The sequence below is a fragment of the Flavobacterium sp. N502540 genome (assembly GCF_025947365.1).
Lineage (GTDB): Bacteria > Bacteroidota > Bacteroidia > Flavobacteriales > Flavobacteriaceae > Flavobacterium.
In genome coordinates, this window is sequence record NZ_CP110012.1 from 2939903 (window position 1) to 2959287 (window position 19385).

Sequence of the window (19385 nt, forward strand, 5' to 3'; positions counted from 1 at the left end):
TTTAGTTTTCAGTCTCAGGGTACACTTTTTTAATGACTGTTTATTTGGCTGAAAACGGTGTCGACTGCGATTGAAAACTAAAACTTCATTCGGTGTCGGGGTAAATTAATTTCATGTCCTTGCGGATAAGGCTCCCGATGTGTTGGACTGACATCTTCCTTAATCTGGCGCTGTGTTTTAAACTGATCTTTGGCGTCCATATAACGCGGATCGGGAATAAAAGGCATTTTGGCCATTTTGGTTATGGTAATGGTTGGAAAATGATAATCGACTTCGACATTTCCCAGCAAAAGATAACATCCGCCACCCTGAAAAGGATAGTTTGTCAGACTGTCCGGAAAATGTGCGGTGTCAAAATATGTGCCTTCATGATCGATCCAGGTGCCAAAATACATGGTTCCTTTTTTGGTTGGAACCTGTTTTCTTGAAATCAGATAAGCAAGCATACGAACCTGTTTTTTATGGCAGGCTGTTAAATCCCGGGCCATAATATCACCACGATATTTGGTTTGCAAAAGATCAAAAACGGTACAGGATACAGGAAAACTCAAGAGCTCAATCTCATCAAAGGCATCTTCGTATAAAGAACGTTCTAAAGTTGGGAGTTTGTATTCTTTTACCGGTTCCTGTATCAGCCTCAGATTTCTGTTTTCGGGTTTGAAATTGTTTAAAAGCAAACTGGCAACAACTAAAAGCTGATTTTTGGTTTTTCCTGTAAAACGAAAAGCATCTATAAAAATTAGAATTTTCATGTTTTCAATCCCGATAGGAATTCTGTTGATAAAATCCTCCAAAGAAAGAAAGTCACCATTTTTCTCCCGCTCCGATTCGATCAAATGAGCTGTTTTGGATTCCAGACTCTGCACATGCATAAAGCCCAGATAAATGTCTGTACCGTATAAAGTAGTCTGATATTCGCTTTTATTCACACAGGGGTTGTGTATGCTTCCGCCAGACATACGTGCTTCGTGTACATAAACCTCAGTTCGGTAAAATCCGCCCTGATTGTTGATTACCGCCGTCATAAATTCTACAGGATAATAAACTTTGAGGTACAAACTCTGATAACTTTCTACAGCATAAGAAGCCGAGTGTGCTTTGCAGAACGAATATCCCGCAAAAGATTCAATTTGGCGGTAGATCTCCTGACTCAGTATTTCGGGATGTCCTTTTTGAGCACAGCAGGTAAAAAAGTTGTCTTTTACTTTTTGCAAGGCTTCGAGAGATCTTCCTTTTCCGGACATCGCTCTACGCAGGATATCGCCATCTGCAGCGGGTAGTCCTCCATAATGCTGTGCGATTTTGATCACATCTTCCTGATAGACCATAATGCCGTAAGTTTCGCCAAGCTGTTCCTTAAAAACGTCATGGAAATACTGAAACTGATTGGGGTTATTATGGCGAAAAATATATTCTTTCATCATTCCGGATTGTGCTACACCAGGGCGAATGATAGAGGAGGCTGCTACCAGAATTTTATAATTGTCGCAATTCAGCCGGCGTAGTAAACCGCGCATGGCAGGGCTTTCGATATAAAAACAGCCAATAGTGCGACCCTGAGCCAGATAAATGTTGCATAAAGCCTCGTCTTTAGAAATCGAAGTATTGCGAATATCAACTTTTATCCCTCTGTTTTTCTCGATGAGTTTTACACTGTCATCAATATGACCAATACCACGCTGACTTAAAATATCGAATTTTTCAAAACCGATTTCTTCGGCAATGTGCATGTCGAAAAGCGCGATAGGAAAGCCTTTTGGGGGCATTTCTAATGGCGTATAATTCGTAATGGGTTCTTCGGAAATCAAAATACCACAGGCGTGCATACTGCGTTGATTGGGGTATTTGCTGAGCATCTGACCATAATACTGAACCTGTTTTACAATTTTATTTGTTTCATGAAGCTCCTCGGGATTTTTGGCGAGCATATCCAGTTCTTCTTTCGGAAGACCAAATACTTTTCCCACTTCTCTATAAATAGAACGGTATTTAAATTCGACATTGGTACCGCAAAAAGCCACATGATCTTTGCCGTATTTTCCGAAGATATATTCCAGAATTATATTGCGTTCCTGCCAGCTCCAGTCAATATCAAAATCGGGAGGAGTTTTGCGGTTGAGGTTTAAAAACCGTTCAAAATATAAATCCAGTTCAATAGGGCAGATATCGGTGATTCCGAGACAATAGGCAATAATGCTGTTGGCACCGCTTCCGCGGCCAATATGCATAAACCCCTGACTGTTGCTGTACTGAATAATGTCCCAGGTGATTAAGAAATAGCCGCTGAATTCTAATTCATCAATAACTTTCAGTTCTTTTTCGACACGTTTTTTGGCTTCCTGATTTTCGCTTTCATAACGGTTTTTGAATCCTTTCCAAGCCAGATCAGTCAGTTTTTCTAAATCTTCCTGACGACTATTAGTATAGAATTTTTTGTTTTTCGGAACTCCAAAATCATATTCAAAATTACAGGAATCAATGATTTTCTGAGTATTGGATATAATTTGAGGATATTTTTCATAAAAAGGCAAAAGAGATTCCAAGGATTGCAGAATTTCAGAATTTTTGCAGTAATCAGATTCAGTTAGTTTAGATAGAATAACATTAGTATCAATTGCCCGGAGAATTTTATGCAGATTGTGTTCTGTTTTAGTCCTAAAAGTAACAGGCTGTAAAACGACCATCTGATTCATTTTATTTTTGTGTTCGGATGTAAGAAGTCTGGACACTTCTTCAGGACGAATCCCGATGAATTCATTTTCGCGAAGAACTTCCGGAGCATTTTCTAAAGTATAAATCACGAAAACGGATTTAAATTCAGGTGCAATTGAAGGCAAAATTTCTCCGCTGAAATTATGATGAGTTAAGAAGCGGTTCATTTCGCCCAAACCTTCTGCATTCTGTGCCAGACCAATATATCTGAATTGATGACGGCATCGAAATTCTATTCCTACTAAAGGTTTAATCTCTTTTTCCTGACAGGCTTTTATAAAATCATAAATTCCGGTAACGGTATTAATATCTGTAAGCGCCATTGCTTTTACCCCACAAGAGACGGCCTGGCTAACCAATTCTTTAAGCGGAATTGTGCCATATCGTAATGAATGGAAGGAATGACAATTAAGATGCATTATTTGGTACGTTTTAAAATTTCGTCTTTACTATTTGGCTTAAAAGAAGCCCCTGCACAACGCATTACAGCATCATAGCCATAACGGTTTTTTATTCGGTCCATAGCGGCGTAGAGGGATAACATTTCCTGAGTATCTTCAAAAAGATCAATTTGGTAGGTTCCCCGCACAAGCCCGCTAAAGCGAATACCAATTAAGCGAAGCCGCATTCGGCGTTGGTAGACTTTATCAAATAATTCTGTTACATTTTTGGTCAGAATATGATCTGCTGAGGTATAGGCAATTTTAGATTGTTTGGTCTCGGTATCAAAATTGGCGTAACGTATTTTAACCGTAATGGTTGAGGTCAGCCATTGTTCGGCGCGAAGCTGGAAAGCCAGTTTTTCGACCATTCCTAAAAGTATTCTTTTGAGTTTTGCAATGTCAATCGTATCCTGAGAAAAAGTAGTTTCGGTAGATATTGATTTTCTTTCCGTATAAGGTTCAACAGGAGTGTGGTCGATTCCGTGTGCTTTTTTCCAGAGCTCCAGACCGTTTTTACCAATCATTTGCTGTAAAACCTCGGCAGGCATTTCGGCCAGCGTCTGAATTTTGCGAATGCCAATTCTGGACAAAAGCTGAAAAGTAACTGCTCCGACCATTGGAATTTTCTGAATCGATAAAGGATTTAAAAAGTCCTGTACCTTCTGTTCCTGAATTTCAAGATTTCCTACCGGTTTGCCTTCTCCGGTTGCAATTTTAGAAACCGTTTTATTAATCGATAATGAAAAACTAATAGGCAGTCCGGTTTCTTTCATTACAGATTGGGCCAGCTCATTGGTCCATTTATAACTGCCGTGAAATTTATCCATTCCGGTAATGTCGAGATAAAATTCATCGATACTTGCTTTTTCTAAAACAGGTGCTTTTTCCTGAAGAATTTGTGTAACATCATGCGATAATTGCGAATACAATTCCATATCGCCTTTCATTACTTTTGCATCAGGACAGAGTTTTAATGCCATACGAATGGGCATAGCAGAACGGACTCCAAATTTACGGGCTTCATAAGAACAAGAGGCAACAACGCCACGATCACCACCTCCAATAATTAGAGGTAATCCTTTTAATTGTGAGTTGGTTAACCTTTCACAGGATACAAAAAAAGTATCCAGATCCATGTGTACAATTGCCCTTGCCATTTTCTTGTTTTTTGGAATAAACAAAATTAGCACAGATAATAACATTTTTCATATATTTGCTGTTCCAAATTATAACAAATTAATTATGTCCTTATTTTCAGACAACATCAGAGCATTAAGGGTTAAGCATAAAATATCGCAGGAGAAATTAGCTGAAAACCTGAGTATTACAAGAGGAAGATACGTGAAATATGAAGACGGAACTTCGGAAGCACCGTATGATATTTTAAAGAAAATCGCCTTGTATTTTCATACCAGTATCGATTTATTATTGTCAGTCGATATTCGGAAAATAAACATCGAAAATTTGATAAAACTCGAAGGGAATCGGCTTATTCTACCTATTCAGGTTGATAATTTTGGAGAGAATTATATCGAAATTGTATCCCAAAGAGCAAAAGCAGGTTATCTGAATGGATATGCCGATCCGGAATATATTGAAAGTCTACAGCAGGTTTCTCTTCCGTTTTTAGGTCCTGGGAAACATCGCGGATTTCCGGTAGAAGGTGATTCGATGCCACCACACGAAGACGGATCGATTATTATTGGACGTTATGTGGAAAGGCTGGGAGAGGTGATGGACGGTAAAACGTATATCCTGATTACCAAAAATGAAGGAATGGTGTACAAGCGTCTGAACAAAAACAAAAAAAATAGTCTGGTTTTAGAATCGGATAATAGTTTTTACCCCAATTATGAAGTGAAAGCTTCTGATATTTTGGAGATTTGGGAATACGAGTGCAACATTGGCCGTTCGGACAAAAAGCAGCAATTGTCTGAAACTGAAAGCATGAAAGAACTGCTTCTTCAGGTTAAAAGAGAGGTGATGGAGATTAAGAATAATACTTCGAATACATAAGATTTTAGAATGAAGATTAACGATTTTTGATCTAAACCCGATTTATAATTGATATCCGTTTGTCGGTCTGAGCGGAGTCGAAGACCTTTTGTGCCAGGAAGCCCTTCGACTCCGCTCAGGAAGCCCTTCGACTCCGCTCAGGGAGACTATAGTCAATAAAAAAACTAAAAAACCTTCACAAAACCCAATCCATATTGTTTACCATTATAAAACGGCATTACCATAGAAGTGGATTTGTTTTCGGAAGAGGATTTAAAAAGTTTTTTGGTGATGTACGGATTCAGCCAATAGGCAATTTTAGTACTCAAAATTCCAATTCCGGCTCCGGCAGCAACATCCGTTAGCCAATGACGGTTGTTGTATATTCTGAAAAGGCCCGTTCCGGTGGCTACGGCATAACCCGCAATTCCGTACCAAATTGATTTGTCTTTGTATTCCTGCCATAAAAATTCCGCTCCGGCAAAAGCAGTTGCTGTATGACCTGAAGGGAAAGAGTTTTTTGAACTTCCATCAGGCCTCTCTTCATGGGTAATCGATTTTAAACCCAAAACAGTTGAAGCCATAATAACGTATGAAGTTACAAAAATAACAGAGCGGTCACGTATATTATTTTTTCCCTTTACACCAAAAGCATTCAGGGCATAAACCGAGGCTGCAGGCGCGTATTGCGAGAAATCATCAATAGTGATTTTTTTGTCAATGTCTTCAGTAACTTCGTTTTTAATTTGCGAATTGAAACTCAGCAACTGATCACTTTCAAGCCCAATAACTCCGTAGCCAATTAAAACGCCTGGAATGATTAGCTGCTTGTAATTGAATTTTAATTGTTGTGAAGTACTGTCAACTTTCGTGATCGAATCATTTTGCTGTGCGTGAGCACCCAAAAAAACAAATAAAAATACCAGAGAAATCGTTTTGTAAAACATCTTTCGTTATTGTTAAAAGTTGCAATATTAACGTATGTATACACGAAGTATTTTTGGTTTAACTGAACCTTAAGCGAATATTAACCTGCTGGCTTTAAAATAAATAATTGAATTAAGATTGACTAAATATTATGCCGCTTTGGATGGTCACCTGAGCGAAGTCGAAGGATCTTGTAGTAGAAAAGGTCTTCGACTTCGCTCAGACTGACGAATGTCATAAAATTGAATTTGGCTGTCCGCTAAACAGATGAATAACACAGATGAGGCAGATTTTCACCGAATAGAAATAAAAAAATCCGTTTTTATCGGTTTAAATCCGTGTCATCCGTGTGCCATTTTAAAATTAGCACAAGTAACAGATCGTTATCAAATTGAATTTATCTAAACCTTCAGTGAAAACCAAAACGTACTTCCCAGGCCTAAATTACTCTCGACACCAATTGTTCCGTTTTGAGCTTCGATAAATTCTTTACTGATGGCGAGCCCCAATCCGGTTCCTGATTTCTGACTTCCCGGAATCTGAAAATATTTATCAAAAACTTTGTCTTTGTAGCGTGCATCAATTCCTTTTCCGGTATCGATAACCTGAAACGTAATTTGATCGTTTTCTTCTTTTAAGCGGATGATAATTGTACTTTTTTCAGACGAGTAGGTGATCGCATTCGATAAATAATTAATCAAAACCCATCCTGTTTTTTCACTGTCGGCTTTTACATTTTGCAGATGTTCATTGGCCTCAACGATGAGTTTAATTTGTTTTTGCTCTGCCTGAATTTTTACCGCTTCGGTTGCATAATTTACAATGGTGTACGGATTGCTTTTCTCGATGTTTAACTGAATATTACCAGTTTCTAATTGAGATAAATTAAGCAATTCACCCGTAATTTTCAATAAACGCTGACTGTCTTCTTTGATGCTTTCGACGAGTTGTTTCTGGTCGTCGTTCATCTCTCCCGTTTTATTATTCTGAAGCAATTGAAGGCTCAGTTTTATAGACGCAATCGGTGTTTTTAATTCGTGTGAAACAGTTGCAATAAAATTAGTTTTTGCAAAATCGAGTTCTTTAAATAAGGTAATATTTCGAAGGATGATAACATCTCCAATATTAATTTCTTTTTCTTCGCCTGTTGGAGTTATGGTAATATTGATCGTTTCTTTATCAAAATAACTTTCTTTTCCGTGGGCAAAAATCTTCATCGGCTGTTTTTTCTGAGAATCATTTGCCGGTTCTTTCAGAATCAAAGAGCGAATCAAATCATTGGAAACTGCCAAAGCAGAAGCAGATTGACCAATAACATCTTCCAGTTTCATTCCGATAATTTTCAGAGCTTCGTCATTCACAAACAAAATAACACCTTCATGGTCTAAGCCAATAATGGGATCGTGCATGTTATTGATTAAAGTTTCCAGACGTTTTTTCTCAAAGAATAATTTGTACAAGTTACTATTGTTGTATTCCTGAAGTTTTTGCGCCATTGTATTAAAGGATTTTGCCAAATCACCATATTCATTGTGATTGGTAAAATGCACCCGTTCTGAATAATTTTTATTGGCAATTTCTTTAATACTCTGGGTCAGTTCCTTAATCGGATTGGCGATATTATTGGGCAGATTAATCAGTAAATTAAAGGCGATTAAAAAGCAGAGCGTTCCTACAATAGCAATCCACAGATTGGCATTTTCGGCGGTATGTTTGGCAATATCGCTTTTTTGTTTGATGGCATCCAGATTGAGTTTCATAATCGAAAAAATATCCTGCCTGATTTGCGCTTTCACCGTTTCGTTAGAACCGTTTTTTTCTAAAAGGGCAAAGTCATTTTCCAGTTTGGCAGTGGCTTCTTTTTCTCCGGGTTCTGTAACATTGCGGGTCTGTTTCTCCAGATATTCCTTAAAAGTATGAATCGTACTATCACTATTCACTTTGATTTCATCTAGTGACAAAATCATATTTCTGGAATATTCCAGCGTATTGTAATTTGCTTTCAGAATATTTTCGGTATCTGCTTTTATCAAAAACACAGCATATCCGCTCACTAATGAGAGTATAATAATCATTAAAAATAACAATCCGACTCCCAGATTCAATTTGGTTTTAATTCTCATATTTTATTTTTTCTAGTAAAAAGTTAGTTGTGAAATGTAAAATGTATTTCACAAAAACATCTCACATCTCACATTTTACATAAAACATTTCACGATAATATAACAAGATCCACATTTGATAAAGACAGACTATTTAACAAACGTCTGAAAATGGTTGTAGACAAAATTACTTTAAATAAATTTAAATGTGGTTTTCCAATACAAACCGTTGTGATTTGTTTTTCTTCAACAGTCATTAAAATAGCATCTGCGATGTTTTTATTCTCTACTTTAATCACTTCGGCGCCCAGCTGTACAGCCAGTTTAAAATTATTGATCAGATAACGTTGTTTGTCTAATGCAATTTTGGTGCTGCTTTCTTTGGGAGTTTCTACATACAAAACATACCAGGAACCGTTGTAATAACTAGCCAGACGCGCCGCTTTTCTGATTACAATTTTGGCTGTTTTATCGTTGCTGCTAATACAGGCCAGTAATTTTTCGTGTCTTAAAGCATGTAGTTGAGGTACTTCGTTCTCTACTTTTCGAACGACCTGACTGGCTACTTCTTTCAAAGCCAATTCGCGCAGTTGTAAAATTTGTTCCGATTTGAAAAAATTAGACAAAGCGGTCTGAATTTTATCTGCTGTATAAATTTTTCCTTCTTTTAGACGTGCAATCAAATCTTCAGAAGTCAAATCGATGTTTACGACCTCGTCGGCCAATCGTAAAACATTGTCCGGAATACGTTCCTGAACATCAATGCTTGTGATGCGTTTAACGTCTTCATTTAAACTTTCAATATGTTGAATATTTACTGCCGATATCACATTGATTCCGGCTTCGAGAATTTCCAAAACATCCTGCCAGCGTTTTTCATTTTTGCTTCCTTCAACGTTGGTGTGTGCGAGTTCATCTACAATTACAACTTCGGGTCTAAGGTTGATAATTGCCTGTACATCGAGTTCTTCCAGCTCTTTCCCTTTATAGAAAATGGTTCGCCGTGGAATCACAGGCAAACCAGATAAAAGCTCATGCGTTTCTTTTCGCATGTGCGTTTCGATGTAACCAATTTTTACATCAATTCCATTTCTTAAAAGTGAATGTGCTTCCTGCAGCATCCGATAGGTTTTACCCACACCGGCACTCATTCCGATATAGATTTTGAATTTTCCCTTTCGTGATTTCTGAATTAAATCGAGAAAGTGCTGTGCATTATTTTCTTTTTCCATATTTTTTTGCTTTAAGCAATAAGCAGTAGGCAATAAGCAGTAGCACGAAAGCTTACTGCTTATTGCCTATAGCCTAAAGCTAAAAAGAAATCGCCAGCGAAGTCGTTACAAACGCGTTCGTATTCGTTGGAAGATTGTTCTTTGTAAATATTTCGTCTTTACTGGAAAGATTTCTTGCTTCTATTCTAAACATTACATTGTCAGTCACTAAGTAATCAAAGTTAGCTGAAAATCCGTAAGTTTTAAAACCATTTGGAGTTTCTGTGGTAATAATTACTCCTTTTTCATCACTATAATATTCACCTCGGGCTGCCAGCTGGATTTTATCAGTAGGTTTGTATTGAACAATCAAAATCGGAGAAAACCAGGTGTCGTATTTGTTACTGTTTTTAGCCGACTGTTGTGTTCCAATATCAAAACCGGCTGTAATATTTGTTTTATCCGTTACTTTAAATTGTCCGTAGAAATTATTAAAGTAACGCCATTTTTTGTTGATATCCGGTTGTTCATTTCCAACATAAGTACTCCAGTTTAAAACCACTTTGTCCGTTGGTTTGTAAGTGACCTGAGTTCCAAAAGCAGGAGTTTGATTGCCTTCTACTTTTTGGATACGCTGCCAGCCGTTCAAATACATACCGGCTAAATACCATTCTCCGGACTCCGAAGTGTAGCCAATTTTAACCCCCGTTTCATAATAAGGAGAGTTTTCAGCCAAGATGCTTCTGGTTAGATTTTGACAATCTTTTCCAATAGCACTTTCAAAACCAAGATGCGAAGGCATAATTCCCGCATCGACCCATAAATTATGAGAAGAAGAAATCTTCACTCCCACATTTGCTTCATATACATTTTTTAATAAACCTTGCTCGGCAGCCAGGTTGTATTCGGCATAAGTTCCGGCCATCAGCGCAAAATTTCCGCGAACATTGCCTTTGCTGTAGTTTACTTTTGCCAATCCTAAATTAATGTTCATTTCATTACTTCTATTGTAGTTGTAAATAAATCCCGGACGAGTATGATTATCCGGTTTTGCGAAATCATAGCTGTAATAAACGTCTACATATCCTGAAAATGTAAACGGACTTTTAGATTCTTCCTGAGCGTGTAAATTGCTAAAACCAAAAGCGATTAAAGCAGTAAGTATTGTTTTTTTCATTTTTGTGGTATTCAATTATTTATTTAGTAGATTTTTTAGGAGCTAATCCCGCTATCCACTGCAATCTTTTGTGTCCTCCGCGGTGGACACAAAAGGATTTCCGTTTCTATCGGGGCTAGGGTATTTGGGGCAAAAAGGGGTTTTGTATTATAATTGATTTTATATCCTAACAGGTTTCTAAAACCTGTTAGGTATTTTTTAAAATTATTTTCTATTCTGATTTTACGTTCTGTTTGTCATTTCGACGGAGGAGAAATTTTCACAAGAAACTCCGTAATAAATATCAATCTTTGTCGATTCAGCAACGAAGATTTCTTCTCCGTCGAAATGACAAGAATACGCTGGTAAAATCTCTGAATCTTTGTTACTTTGAATCTTTGAGCCTTATTTTAAAGCATCCAAAGCCACATTCAGTTCCAGAACATTAACCGTTGCTGGTCCCACAACAGCGGTATTGATTTTAGATTCTACCAAAGCTTTCACTTTAGCCTCGTCTAGTTTTCTTTCTTTGGCAATGCGCTTTACCTGAATCAAAGCACCTTGTGGTGAAACATTCGGATCTAAACCGCTTCCCGAAGCTGTAACCATATCTGCAGGAATCTCAGATTTTTTCAGGTAGGGATGAACGATTAAGAAAGTATCCACTCTTTTTTGAACTAAAGCCAGATATTCCGCATTGCTTGGTCCTTTATTGCTTCCCGCACTTCCGGCAGCATTATAATCTACTGCCGAAGGTCTTCCCCAGAAATAATTGGGTTTATCGAATTTCTGACCAATTTTTTGGTACCCTACCACTTTTCCGTTAACCGAGATTGTTTCTCCTTTTCCTTGATTTGGAGCAAATTGAGCGATTCCGTAGATTGCTAGAGGATAAATAACGGCAAACAGAATTACGGTGATCAGTGTAAGTTTTAATAGTGAAAGTATATTTTTCATTTTTTTTATTTTTTAAGTTTCTGAGGCGCTAAGTCTCTAAGATGCTAAGGGAAAAACTCAGAATCTTAGCAGCTTAGTCCCTTAGTAACTTCATATTTACATAAATAGAGCAACAACTATATCAATTAACTTAATTCCGATAAAAGGCACAAGCAAACCGCCTAAACCATAGATCAATAAGTTTCTTTTTAAGATCGCACTTGCTCCGATTGGTTTATAATCGACACCTCTTAAGGCTAATGGAATCAATATAGGAATAATCACCGCGTTAAAAATTACAGCCGATAAAATCGCACTTTCCGGACTGTGCAGACGCATGATATTTAAACCTTCCAATGCCGGGATTGCCGTGATGAAAAGAGCAGGAACAATAGCAAAATATTTCGCTACGTCATTGGCAATGGAGAAAGTAGTCAGCGTGCCACGAGTCATTAATAATTGCTTACCAATTTCGATGATCTCGATTAATTTTGTTGGATCATTGTCAAGATCCACCATGTTTCCGGCTTCTTTAGCAGCCTGTGTTCCACTGTTCATGGCAACACCCACGTTAGCTTGCGCAAGAGCAGGAGCATCGTTGGTTCCGTCACCCATCATGGCTACCAGTTTACCCAGATTTTGCTCGTTTTTAATGTAGTTCATTTTATCCTCAGGTTTTGCTTCGGCGATAAAATCATCCACACCGGCAGCCTCGGCAATAAACTTAGCAGTAAGCGGATTATCTCCGGTTACCATCACCGTTTTAACGCCCATTTTTCTCAAACGGTCAAAACGTTCTTTCATTCCCGTTTTAATGATATCCTGTAATTCGATAACACCTTGTACCTCATTGTTTTTAATGACAACTAATGGCGTTCCTCCTTTAGAAGAAATATCAATAACCTTTTGAGCAATATCTTCCGGGAAAGAGTTTCCAGCCTGAAGTGCTATGTTTTTTGCAGCATCCTGAGCTCCTTTTCTAATATTGGTTCCGTCTTTTAAAACAACTCCGGAAGTTCGGGTTTCTGCGGTAAATTTGATTAAAGTAGCACCTTCAATAGATAATTTACTGGCAATATCTGCTCCTGCCAATTCTACGATACTTTTCCCTTCCGGAGTGTCATCTGCCAATGAACTTAGCACGGCCGATTTTATAAAGTCTTCCTGAGTAACTCCTTTTGCAGGATAAAAATTAGTTGCTTTTCTGTTTCCTATTGTAATGGTTCCGGTTTTATCTAAAAGTAAAACGTCGATATCTCCGGCAGTTTCAACTGCTTTTCCTGATTTTGTAATAACGTTAGCACGCAACGCTCTGTCCATACCCGCGATACCAATAGCTGAAAGCAAACCACCAATTGTAGTTGGAATTAAACAGACAAATAAAGAGATGAAAGCCGCAATTGTGATAGGTGCATTTGCATAATCTGCGAATGGTTTTAAAGTCACACAAACAATTACGAAGATCAAAGTAAAGGCAGCCAGTAAAATCGTCAAAGCAATTTCGTTTGGTGTTTTCTGACGGCTTGCACCTTCTACCAGAGCAATCATTTTGTCCAAAAAGCTTTCACCAGGTTCGGAAGTTACAATTACTTTGATTTTGTCTGATAATACTTTTGTTCCACCGGTTACAGAGGATTTATCACCTCCGGCTTCTCTAATTACAGGGGCACTTTCTCCTGTAATGGCACTTTCGTCAATGGTAGCCAATCCTTCGATAATTTCACCGTCAGTGGCAATTAAATCACCTGATTCACAAATGAAGATATCTCCTTTTTTCAATTCAGAAGAACTGATGTTTTTGATTTCTCCGTTAGGTAAAATTTGTCGGGCCGGAGTTTCTTCACGTGTTTTTCTTAAACTGTCGGCTTGTGCTTTTCCTCTGGCTTCAGCAATAGCTTCAGCAAAATTAGCAAACAATAAAGTGGCCAGTAAAATTAAAAATACAATTAAGTTGTAAATAAAACTACCCTGATCTGCAGCTCCCATTAAAATGGAAACACAAACAGCAAACATAATGGCGGTTCCTATTTCTACGGTAAACATTACCGGATTTTTGATCATCAATTTTGGATTAAGCTTTACAAAAGACTGCACCAAGGCTTCTTTTACCTGTTTGCTTTCAAACAATGATGTGGATTTATTATGAGTCATTTTTCTTTGTGTAAAATGTTATTTGTGAAATGTTATTTGTGAGATGTAAGATGTAAAATGATAATTGTGAATACGATTTCATTTCACACCTTATATGTCACATTTTTTACATTGTAAAGTATTCTGCCAATGGACCTAGAGCCAACGCTGGGAAGAATGATAAAGCAGCAATAATTGCGATTACGGCAAAAACCATTATTCCAAAAATTGTAGTATCCGTTTTTAAAGTTCCTGCACTTTCCGGAATGTATTTTTTACCTGCCAGTAAACCTGCGATAGCCAATGGGCCAACGATTGGAATAAAACGGCTTAACAATAAAACAATTCCTGTAGTGATATTCCAAAACGGATTATTATCTCCCAAACCTTCAAAACCCGAACCATTGTTGGCTGCACTTGAAGTATACTCGTATAACATTTCTGAGAATCCGTGATGTCCCGGATTGTTAAGCCAGCCTGTTGCGTTTCCGCTAAACCACCATCCCATTGCAGTGTCATTGGCTGCAAAATAAGAAGCTAAAGCAGTTCCGGATAAGATCAATAATGGGTGTAGAATCGCAATAAAAGCAGCGATCTTAACTTCGCGGGCTTCGATTTTCTTTCCTAAAAATTCAGGAGTTCGTCCTACCATCAATCCCGAGATAAATACAGCAAGAATAATGAAGATATAGAAGTTCAGAATACCAACACCACAACCACCGTAGAAGGCATTTACCATCATGGCAAGCAATTCCATAGCTCCTGAAACCGGCATCGAACTGTCGTGCATGCTATTTACAGAACCTGTAGAAATTACTGTTGTAGCAATACTCCAGAAACCTGAAATGGCTGGTCCTAAACGAACCTCTTTTCCTTCCATTGCTCCGGTTGTCTGAGCGATTCCCATTTTTTCGATGGCTGGATTTCCGTTTATTTCGCTCATTACTGTTGGGATAACAAGCAAGAGGAATCCCACCGTCATAACGCCAAAAATAACATAAGATAATTTTCTTTTTTTCAGATAAAAACCTAAAGCAAAAATCATGGCAAACGGAACAATCAATTGTGCCCATAACTCAACCGCATTACTAAAATAGGTTGGGTTTTCCAGCGGATGTGATGAATTGGCTCCAAAGAATCCACCACCGTTTGTACCAATATGTTTAATCGCAATAAAGGCAGCAGCAGGTCCGCGGGAAACTTCTACCTGGTCACCTTGTAAAGTTGTAATAGCATCTTTTCCTTCAAACGTCATAGGAGTTCCACTAAACAATAGAGCAACTGCTACAATAGCCGAAAGAGGCAATAAAATACGCGTACAGCTTTTGATGAAATAATTATAAAAGTTACCCAGTTTTTCAGTTGTTCTTTCCTTCATTGCAGTGAAAACCATTGCAGCTGCGGCCAGTCCTACACCCGCAGAGACAAATTGAAGAAACATTAGGAACATTTGTGACAGATAAGAAACACCGCTCTCTCCTGAATAATGCTGTAAATTACAATTGACAACAAATGAAATGGCAGTATTAAAAGCCAGATCCGGACTCATCGACGGGTTGTTATCGGGATTTAAAAATAATGATCCCTGGAACAATAAAATAAAGAAGCAAAGAAAGAACCAAATCATGTTAATACCTAAAAGAGCTTTTAAGTGTTGTTTCCAGTTCATTTCTTCAGTGGAATTGATACCACTAATTTTAAAGATAATTTTTTCAATTGGATTGAAAATCGGGTCAAAAAGTGTTTTGTCACCTAAATAAACTTTAGCAATATATTTTCCTATTGGAATGGCTAAAACTATCGTGATGATAAAAATACCAATGACACCTAATAATTCTGTATTCATATTTTGTTTGTTAGAAATTAAATAAAGTTTAAGCTTTTACAAATACATGATGAGTATGATAAAGGCTAATGTCCAAGCCATGTAAACAGATACCAGAAATATTTTTTTGGATTGTGACTTTTTCATTTTTTTAGAATTTTTCGGGTTTAATTAATACGTAAACCAAATAGCCAAAAACGGCGATCGAAATAATAAATAGTGCTGTCATGATTTAGATTTTTTCAAAAAATTCAACAGATTTGAAACAGATGCCAAAGAGCAGGGAACCCAGTGCGAGTAAAAGAAAGGTGATTAACATAGATTATTGGATTATTAGATTTGTTATTTGTGATATGTGAAATGTTAGTTGCAAGTATGATTTCATTTTACAGTTCACATCTTACTTTTTACATTTTGCTGAAATCAGACTCCTGAAGTATTAATTTGTCTGATATATTCTGCTCTAAGCGTTTGTGGAAAAAGATGTGAAATATTGCAGTGACGCATTTCCATAAAAGAAGAAACAGAGAAAACATACACATTTGAAATGGCGTTTTTAGTTTCGAAACTTCCGCTGATGAATAGGCGTTCAGCAAGTGCAAGACATTTTTTTGCCCGAACAATATTGCCGGATATAATTGATTTTTTGGTTATCTCAGCAAAGCGTTCTGCTTGTTTGTAGATTGAAGTGACTTGATTTTTCATGAGAATGAATTTTTGTGTTCTTCCCACTTATGCCAAAAGTCAGACCTAAATTGTAAAGGAATAGGTAAGGTGTTGCTGATAAACGAATTGCGGGTTTGTGCCAAAAATGAGGCATAAAAAAAGCCTATCAAAATGATAAGCTTTTATTGAAATGATAAGGAAATTTTAAGTTGCTTGTGAAGTGTGAAAAGTAAAAAGTAAGATGTGAAAGGTAAAAGGTGAAATAGGATATTTAAAAAGTAAAAGGTCAGAATTTCACAAATCGCATTTCACATTATCACATTGTCACATTACTACTGAATCCCATACTCGTCTAATTTTCGGTACAAAGTTGCAATGCCAATTTCGAGTAAACGGGCAGTTTCGGCCTTATTCCCTTTGGTATAATTTAAAACCTTCTGAATGTGCAGTTTTTCAATACTCTGCATCGAAAAGGCCGACATTTGCTTAGTGTTTTTCTCTGTTTCCTGCTGCATTTCGTATGGTAAAACAGCTGAGGTCAGTGTATCGTTACTGCTTAGAATAACCGACCTTTCGATAATGTTCTTAAGTTCACGAATATTTCCCGGCCAGGAATAATGTTCTAATTTTTGGATAAAATCATCACTTATTTGTAGTGTCTTTTTATTCGTTTTCTCAGAGAATTGTTTGACAAAAGTATGTGTTAAAAGCGCAATATCTTTTATTCTTTCACGCAAAGGTGGAAGTGTAATCTCAAAAATGTTTAGACGGAAATACAAATCCGAACGAAAACGGTGTTCTTCGCTTTCTGCTTTTAAATCTCTGTTTGTTGCGGCAATCAGTCTGAAATTTGATTTCTTTGGAGTGGTATCTCCAAGCGGAATGTACTCGCTGGTTTCTAAAACACGTAATAATTTGGCCTGCAGTTCAATAGGCATTTCCCCAATCTCATCCAAAAATAAAGTACCGCCATTGGCCTCTTCGATAAAACCTTTTTTATCTTTTAAGGCTCCCGTAAAAGCACCTTGTTTATGTCCGAAGAGCTCACTTTCGAGAATTTCTTTGCTGAAAGTACTGCAGTTTAGAGCCACAAAAGATTTACCTGTACGATTACTGTTTTCGTGAATAGCTTGCGCAAAAACCTCTTTTCCTGTGCCGGTTTCTCCGGTTAGCAAAACAGTCGAGTCTGTTTTAGCTACTTTTTTGGCTAAATCGATCACCTGTTCAATTCCTTTCGATTTTCCTATGATGGTACTGAAAGAGTATTTATCTCCGATGCGTTTTTCAAGCTGTTTTACCTTTTTTTGCAAATGTACTTTTTCGACAGCTTTATAGAGTAGTGGAATAATTTTATCATTATCGTCACCCTTTACAATATAATCGAAAGCGCCATTTTTCATGGCCTGAACACCATCCGGAATATTCCCGAAAGCGGTAAGTAAAATCACTTCAATTAAAGGAAAGCTGGTTTTTATATTTTGCAAAAAGTCAACGCCATTTCCGTCAGGCAATTTTACATCACATAAAACGACATCAATATCAGTTTGTTCGAGTTTTTTAAAACCCGATTTTAAATCTTTGGCTTCAATCACTTCAAATCCTTCCGATTTAATAATGCGTGCAAGCAGACTTCTTAGTTTTTCTTCGTCGTCTATAATTAAAATTTTATGTGTCATTTGGGGATATTGTTAAAGCGGGGAGTTAATTTCGAGATACAAATTTACTCTTTAAATCTTTTGGCTTACGTATTGTGGGATAAATTTGAAGAAAAAATGGAGGGTTAAATTTAGGTTTAAAAAGTAAAGCGTCCTGTTTTTTCTGAAATTGCTCCGGCAGAGCAAAATGTTTTTAGCAAATGTAAATTTCAGGTATTAAAAGCTCCAGAGGAGCGAAATATAAATCTTTTGTGATATTCCTGTATGAAGTGAAATGTTTTTTATAAATATAGAATCTATGTCTCTATTAGTTAAAAGCAATTATGCTAAGAGATTATTGAAAATTGTATTTATTATAGTGTTCTGTTCTTACGAAAGAAATATTATAAATCTATTAACAACAGAAAGCAAAAGGTATCCATGTAAATGAAGTAGTTTTGTATTCTAGCATTTTTTTATATGAAAAACCCAATTTCAGTCTCATTATTAGAGCTCGCTATCATCACTCAGGATAGCAATGCCAAAGAAACATTTCAAAAAACAAAAGAAATAGCGCAACTAGCAGATAATTTAGGATACAAGCGATTCTGGCTTGCAGAACATCACAATATGTCACATGTTGCCAGTTCGGCTACGGTGGTATTAATTGGTTACATTGCCAGTCAGACTCAAAATATTCGGGTAGGTTCCGGTGGAATCATGCTGCCCAATCATTCTCCTTTAATAGTAGCAGAGCAATTCGGAACCTTGGAAATACTTTATCCGGGTAGAATCGATTTAGGCTTAGGAAGAGCGCCCGGTACAGATCAACCAACAGCTGAAGCTATTCGAAAAGATTTCTTTGAACAGGCACAGCGGTTTCCGCAAAACGTAACCAAACTTCAGGATTACTTCTCGGTAGAAAATGCAACAGCAAAAGTACGAGCATTCCCGGCCGAAGGAACAAATGTTCCTATCTGGATTTTAGGTTCAAGTATGGATAGTGCTGCCCTGGCTGCTGCTTACGGATTGCCTTATGCGTTTGCCGGGCATTTTGCTCCGCGACAAATGATACAGGCATTTGAATTCTATCGTGAAAATTTTCAGGCATCAGATACGTTGGATAAACCCAAAACCATGGCGTGTGTCAATATCGTTGCCGCAGATACCAACGAAGAAGCCGAAAGATTGTCTACAAGTCTCTATCAGATGTTTTTAAATTTAATTCGAAACGACCGCAAAGGATTACAGCCACCTGTAGATTCCCTTGATGATATTATGAGTGAAGAAGAACGCTTCCATGTGAATCAAATGACAGCTTGTACTTTTACAGGAGATCAAATACAGCTGGAGGCAGATCTTAAAAAGTTTATCAATTATGCACAGATCGACGAGTTAATGGTAACCAGTCCGATATTCGATCGTCAGGCTAAACTTAAAAGTATTCAAATTACAAAGGAAGTTATCGATAGCCTAAATAAATAACTATATATATGTAATAGTAGATTTGTTTATTGTGTCTATATAGTTTACAACCCGACAGATTTTCAGAACCTGTCGGGTTTGTTTTTTACTACCTATATATTAAGGATTGCTTCTGTTTGGCTGAGCGAAAATGCAAGAAAAGTAGTTTCTGTCCAGCTGAGCG

General features: G+C 37.3%; 15 protein-coding genes. 3 read left to right on the plus strand and 12 right to left on the minus strand.

Translation table 11 applies throughout. From position 1 onward, the window contains the following. Positions 1 to 77: 77 nt before the first annotated feature. Positions 78 to 3131, minus strand: a complete 3054-nt coding sequence (locus OLM58_RS12610; protein ID WP_264529173.1) for a DNA polymerase III subunit alpha — start codon at positions 3129 to 3131, stop codon at positions 78 to 80. Further along, positions 3131 to 4312 (minus strand): DNA polymerase IV, encoded by a 1182-nt coding sequence (gene dinB / locus OLM58_RS12615; protein ID WP_264529174.1) that lies wholly within the window; start codon positions 4310 to 4312, stop codon positions 3131 to 3133. The genes OLM58_RS12610 and dinB overlap by 1 nt, the downstream gene beginning before the upstream one ends. 85 nt (positions 4313 to 4397) lie before the next feature. On the opposite strand from dinB, the gene OLM58_RS12620 reads away from it, so the two are divergent. After that, complete coding sequence (locus OLM58_RS12620) at positions 4398 to 5171, plus strand: XRE family transcriptional regulator (RefSeq protein ID WP_026110019.1); 774 nt, start codon at positions 4398 to 4400, stop codon at positions 5169 to 5171. Positions 5172 to 5335: 164 nt separating this feature from the next. Here OLM58_RS12620 and OLM58_RS12625 read toward each other — a convergent pair whose 3' ends face one another. Then, positions 5336 to 6097 (minus strand): phosphatase PAP2 family protein, encoded by a 762-nt coding sequence (locus OLM58_RS12625; protein ID WP_264529175.1) that lies wholly within the window; start codon positions 6095 to 6097, stop codon positions 5336 to 5338. 247 nt (positions 6098 to 6344) lie between these two features. On the opposite strand from OLM58_RS12625, the gene OLM58_RS12630 reads away from it, so the two are divergent. Continuing rightward, a complete protein-coding gene (locus tag OLM58_RS12630) occupies positions 6345 to 6482 on the plus strand; it encodes a hypothetical protein (protein ID WP_264529176.1) in 138 nt (45 codons plus the stop codon). Here OLM58_RS12630 and OLM58_RS12635 read toward each other — a convergent pair. The 9 genes from OLM58_RS12635 to OLM58_RS12675 form a co-directional block, all read right to left on the minus strand. After that, a complete protein-coding gene (locus OLM58_RS12635) occupies positions 6479 to 8200 on the minus strand; it encodes a sensor histidine kinase (protein WP_264529177.1) in 1722 nt (573 codons plus the stop codon). The genes OLM58_RS12630 and OLM58_RS12635 overlap by 4 nt on opposite strands. 89 nt (positions 8201 to 8289) lie before the next feature. Further along, entirely contained in the window at positions 8290 to 9411 is a 1122-nt protein-coding gene (locus tag OLM58_RS12640) for a universal stress protein (protein ID WP_202702665.1), read from the minus strand. Positions 9412 to 9490: 79 nt separating this feature from the next. Then, the gene (locus OLM58_RS12645) at positions 9491 to 10567 is read right to left on the minus strand and encodes a porin (protein WP_264529178.1); all 1077 of its coding nucleotides are present in this window, start codon (positions 10565 to 10567) and stop codon (positions 9491 to 9493) included. Positions 10568 to 10951: 384 nt separating this feature from the next. Beyond that, complete coding sequence (locus OLM58_RS12650; protein WP_264529179.1) at positions 10952 to 11503, minus strand: K(+)-transporting ATPase subunit C; 552 nt, start codon at positions 11501 to 11503, stop codon at positions 10952 to 10954. Between the two features lie 96 nt (positions 11504 to 11599). Next, positions 11600 to 13633 carry a potassium-transporting ATPase subunit KdpB gene (kdpB, locus tag OLM58_RS12655; RefSeq protein ID WP_264529180.1) on the minus strand — a complete coding sequence of 678 codons (2034 nt, stop codon included), beginning with the start codon at positions 13631 to 13633 and terminating at the stop codon, positions 11600 to 11602. A gap of 106 nt (positions 13634 to 13739) precedes the next feature. Further along, positions 13740 to 15458 (minus strand): potassium-transporting ATPase subunit KdpA, encoded by a 1719-nt coding sequence (gene kdpA / locus OLM58_RS12660; protein ID WP_264529181.1) that lies wholly within the window; start codon positions 15456 to 15458, stop codon positions 13740 to 13742. Between the two features lie 130 nt (positions 15459 to 15588). Beyond that, positions 15589 to 15666 (minus strand): K(+)-transporting ATPase subunit F, encoded by a 78-nt coding sequence (gene kdpF / locus OLM58_RS12665; protein ID WP_072975519.1) that lies wholly within the window; start codon positions 15664 to 15666, stop codon positions 15589 to 15591. A gap of 194 nt (positions 15667 to 15860) precedes the next feature. Next, complete coding sequence (locus tag OLM58_RS12670) at positions 15861 to 16142, minus strand: hypothetical protein (RefSeq protein WP_070905468.1); 282 nt, start codon at positions 16140 to 16142, stop codon at positions 15861 to 15863. Positions 16143 to 16435: 293 nt separating this feature from the next. Further along, positions 16436 to 17779 carry a sigma-54-dependent transcriptional regulator gene (locus OLM58_RS12675; protein WP_264529182.1) on the minus strand — a complete coding sequence of 448 codons (1344 nt, stop codon included), beginning with the start codon at positions 17777 to 17779 and terminating at the stop codon, positions 16436 to 16438. A gap of 438 nt (positions 17780 to 18217) precedes the next feature. Between OLM58_RS12675 and OLM58_RS12680 the strand changes: the two genes are divergently transcribed. Then, positions 18218 to 19222 carry an LLM class flavin-dependent oxidoreductase gene (locus OLM58_RS12680; protein ID WP_264529183.1) on the plus strand — a complete coding sequence of 335 codons (1005 nt, stop codon included), beginning with the start codon at positions 18218 to 18220 and terminating at the stop codon, positions 19220 to 19222. Positions 19223 to 19385: the final 163 nt, after the last annotated feature.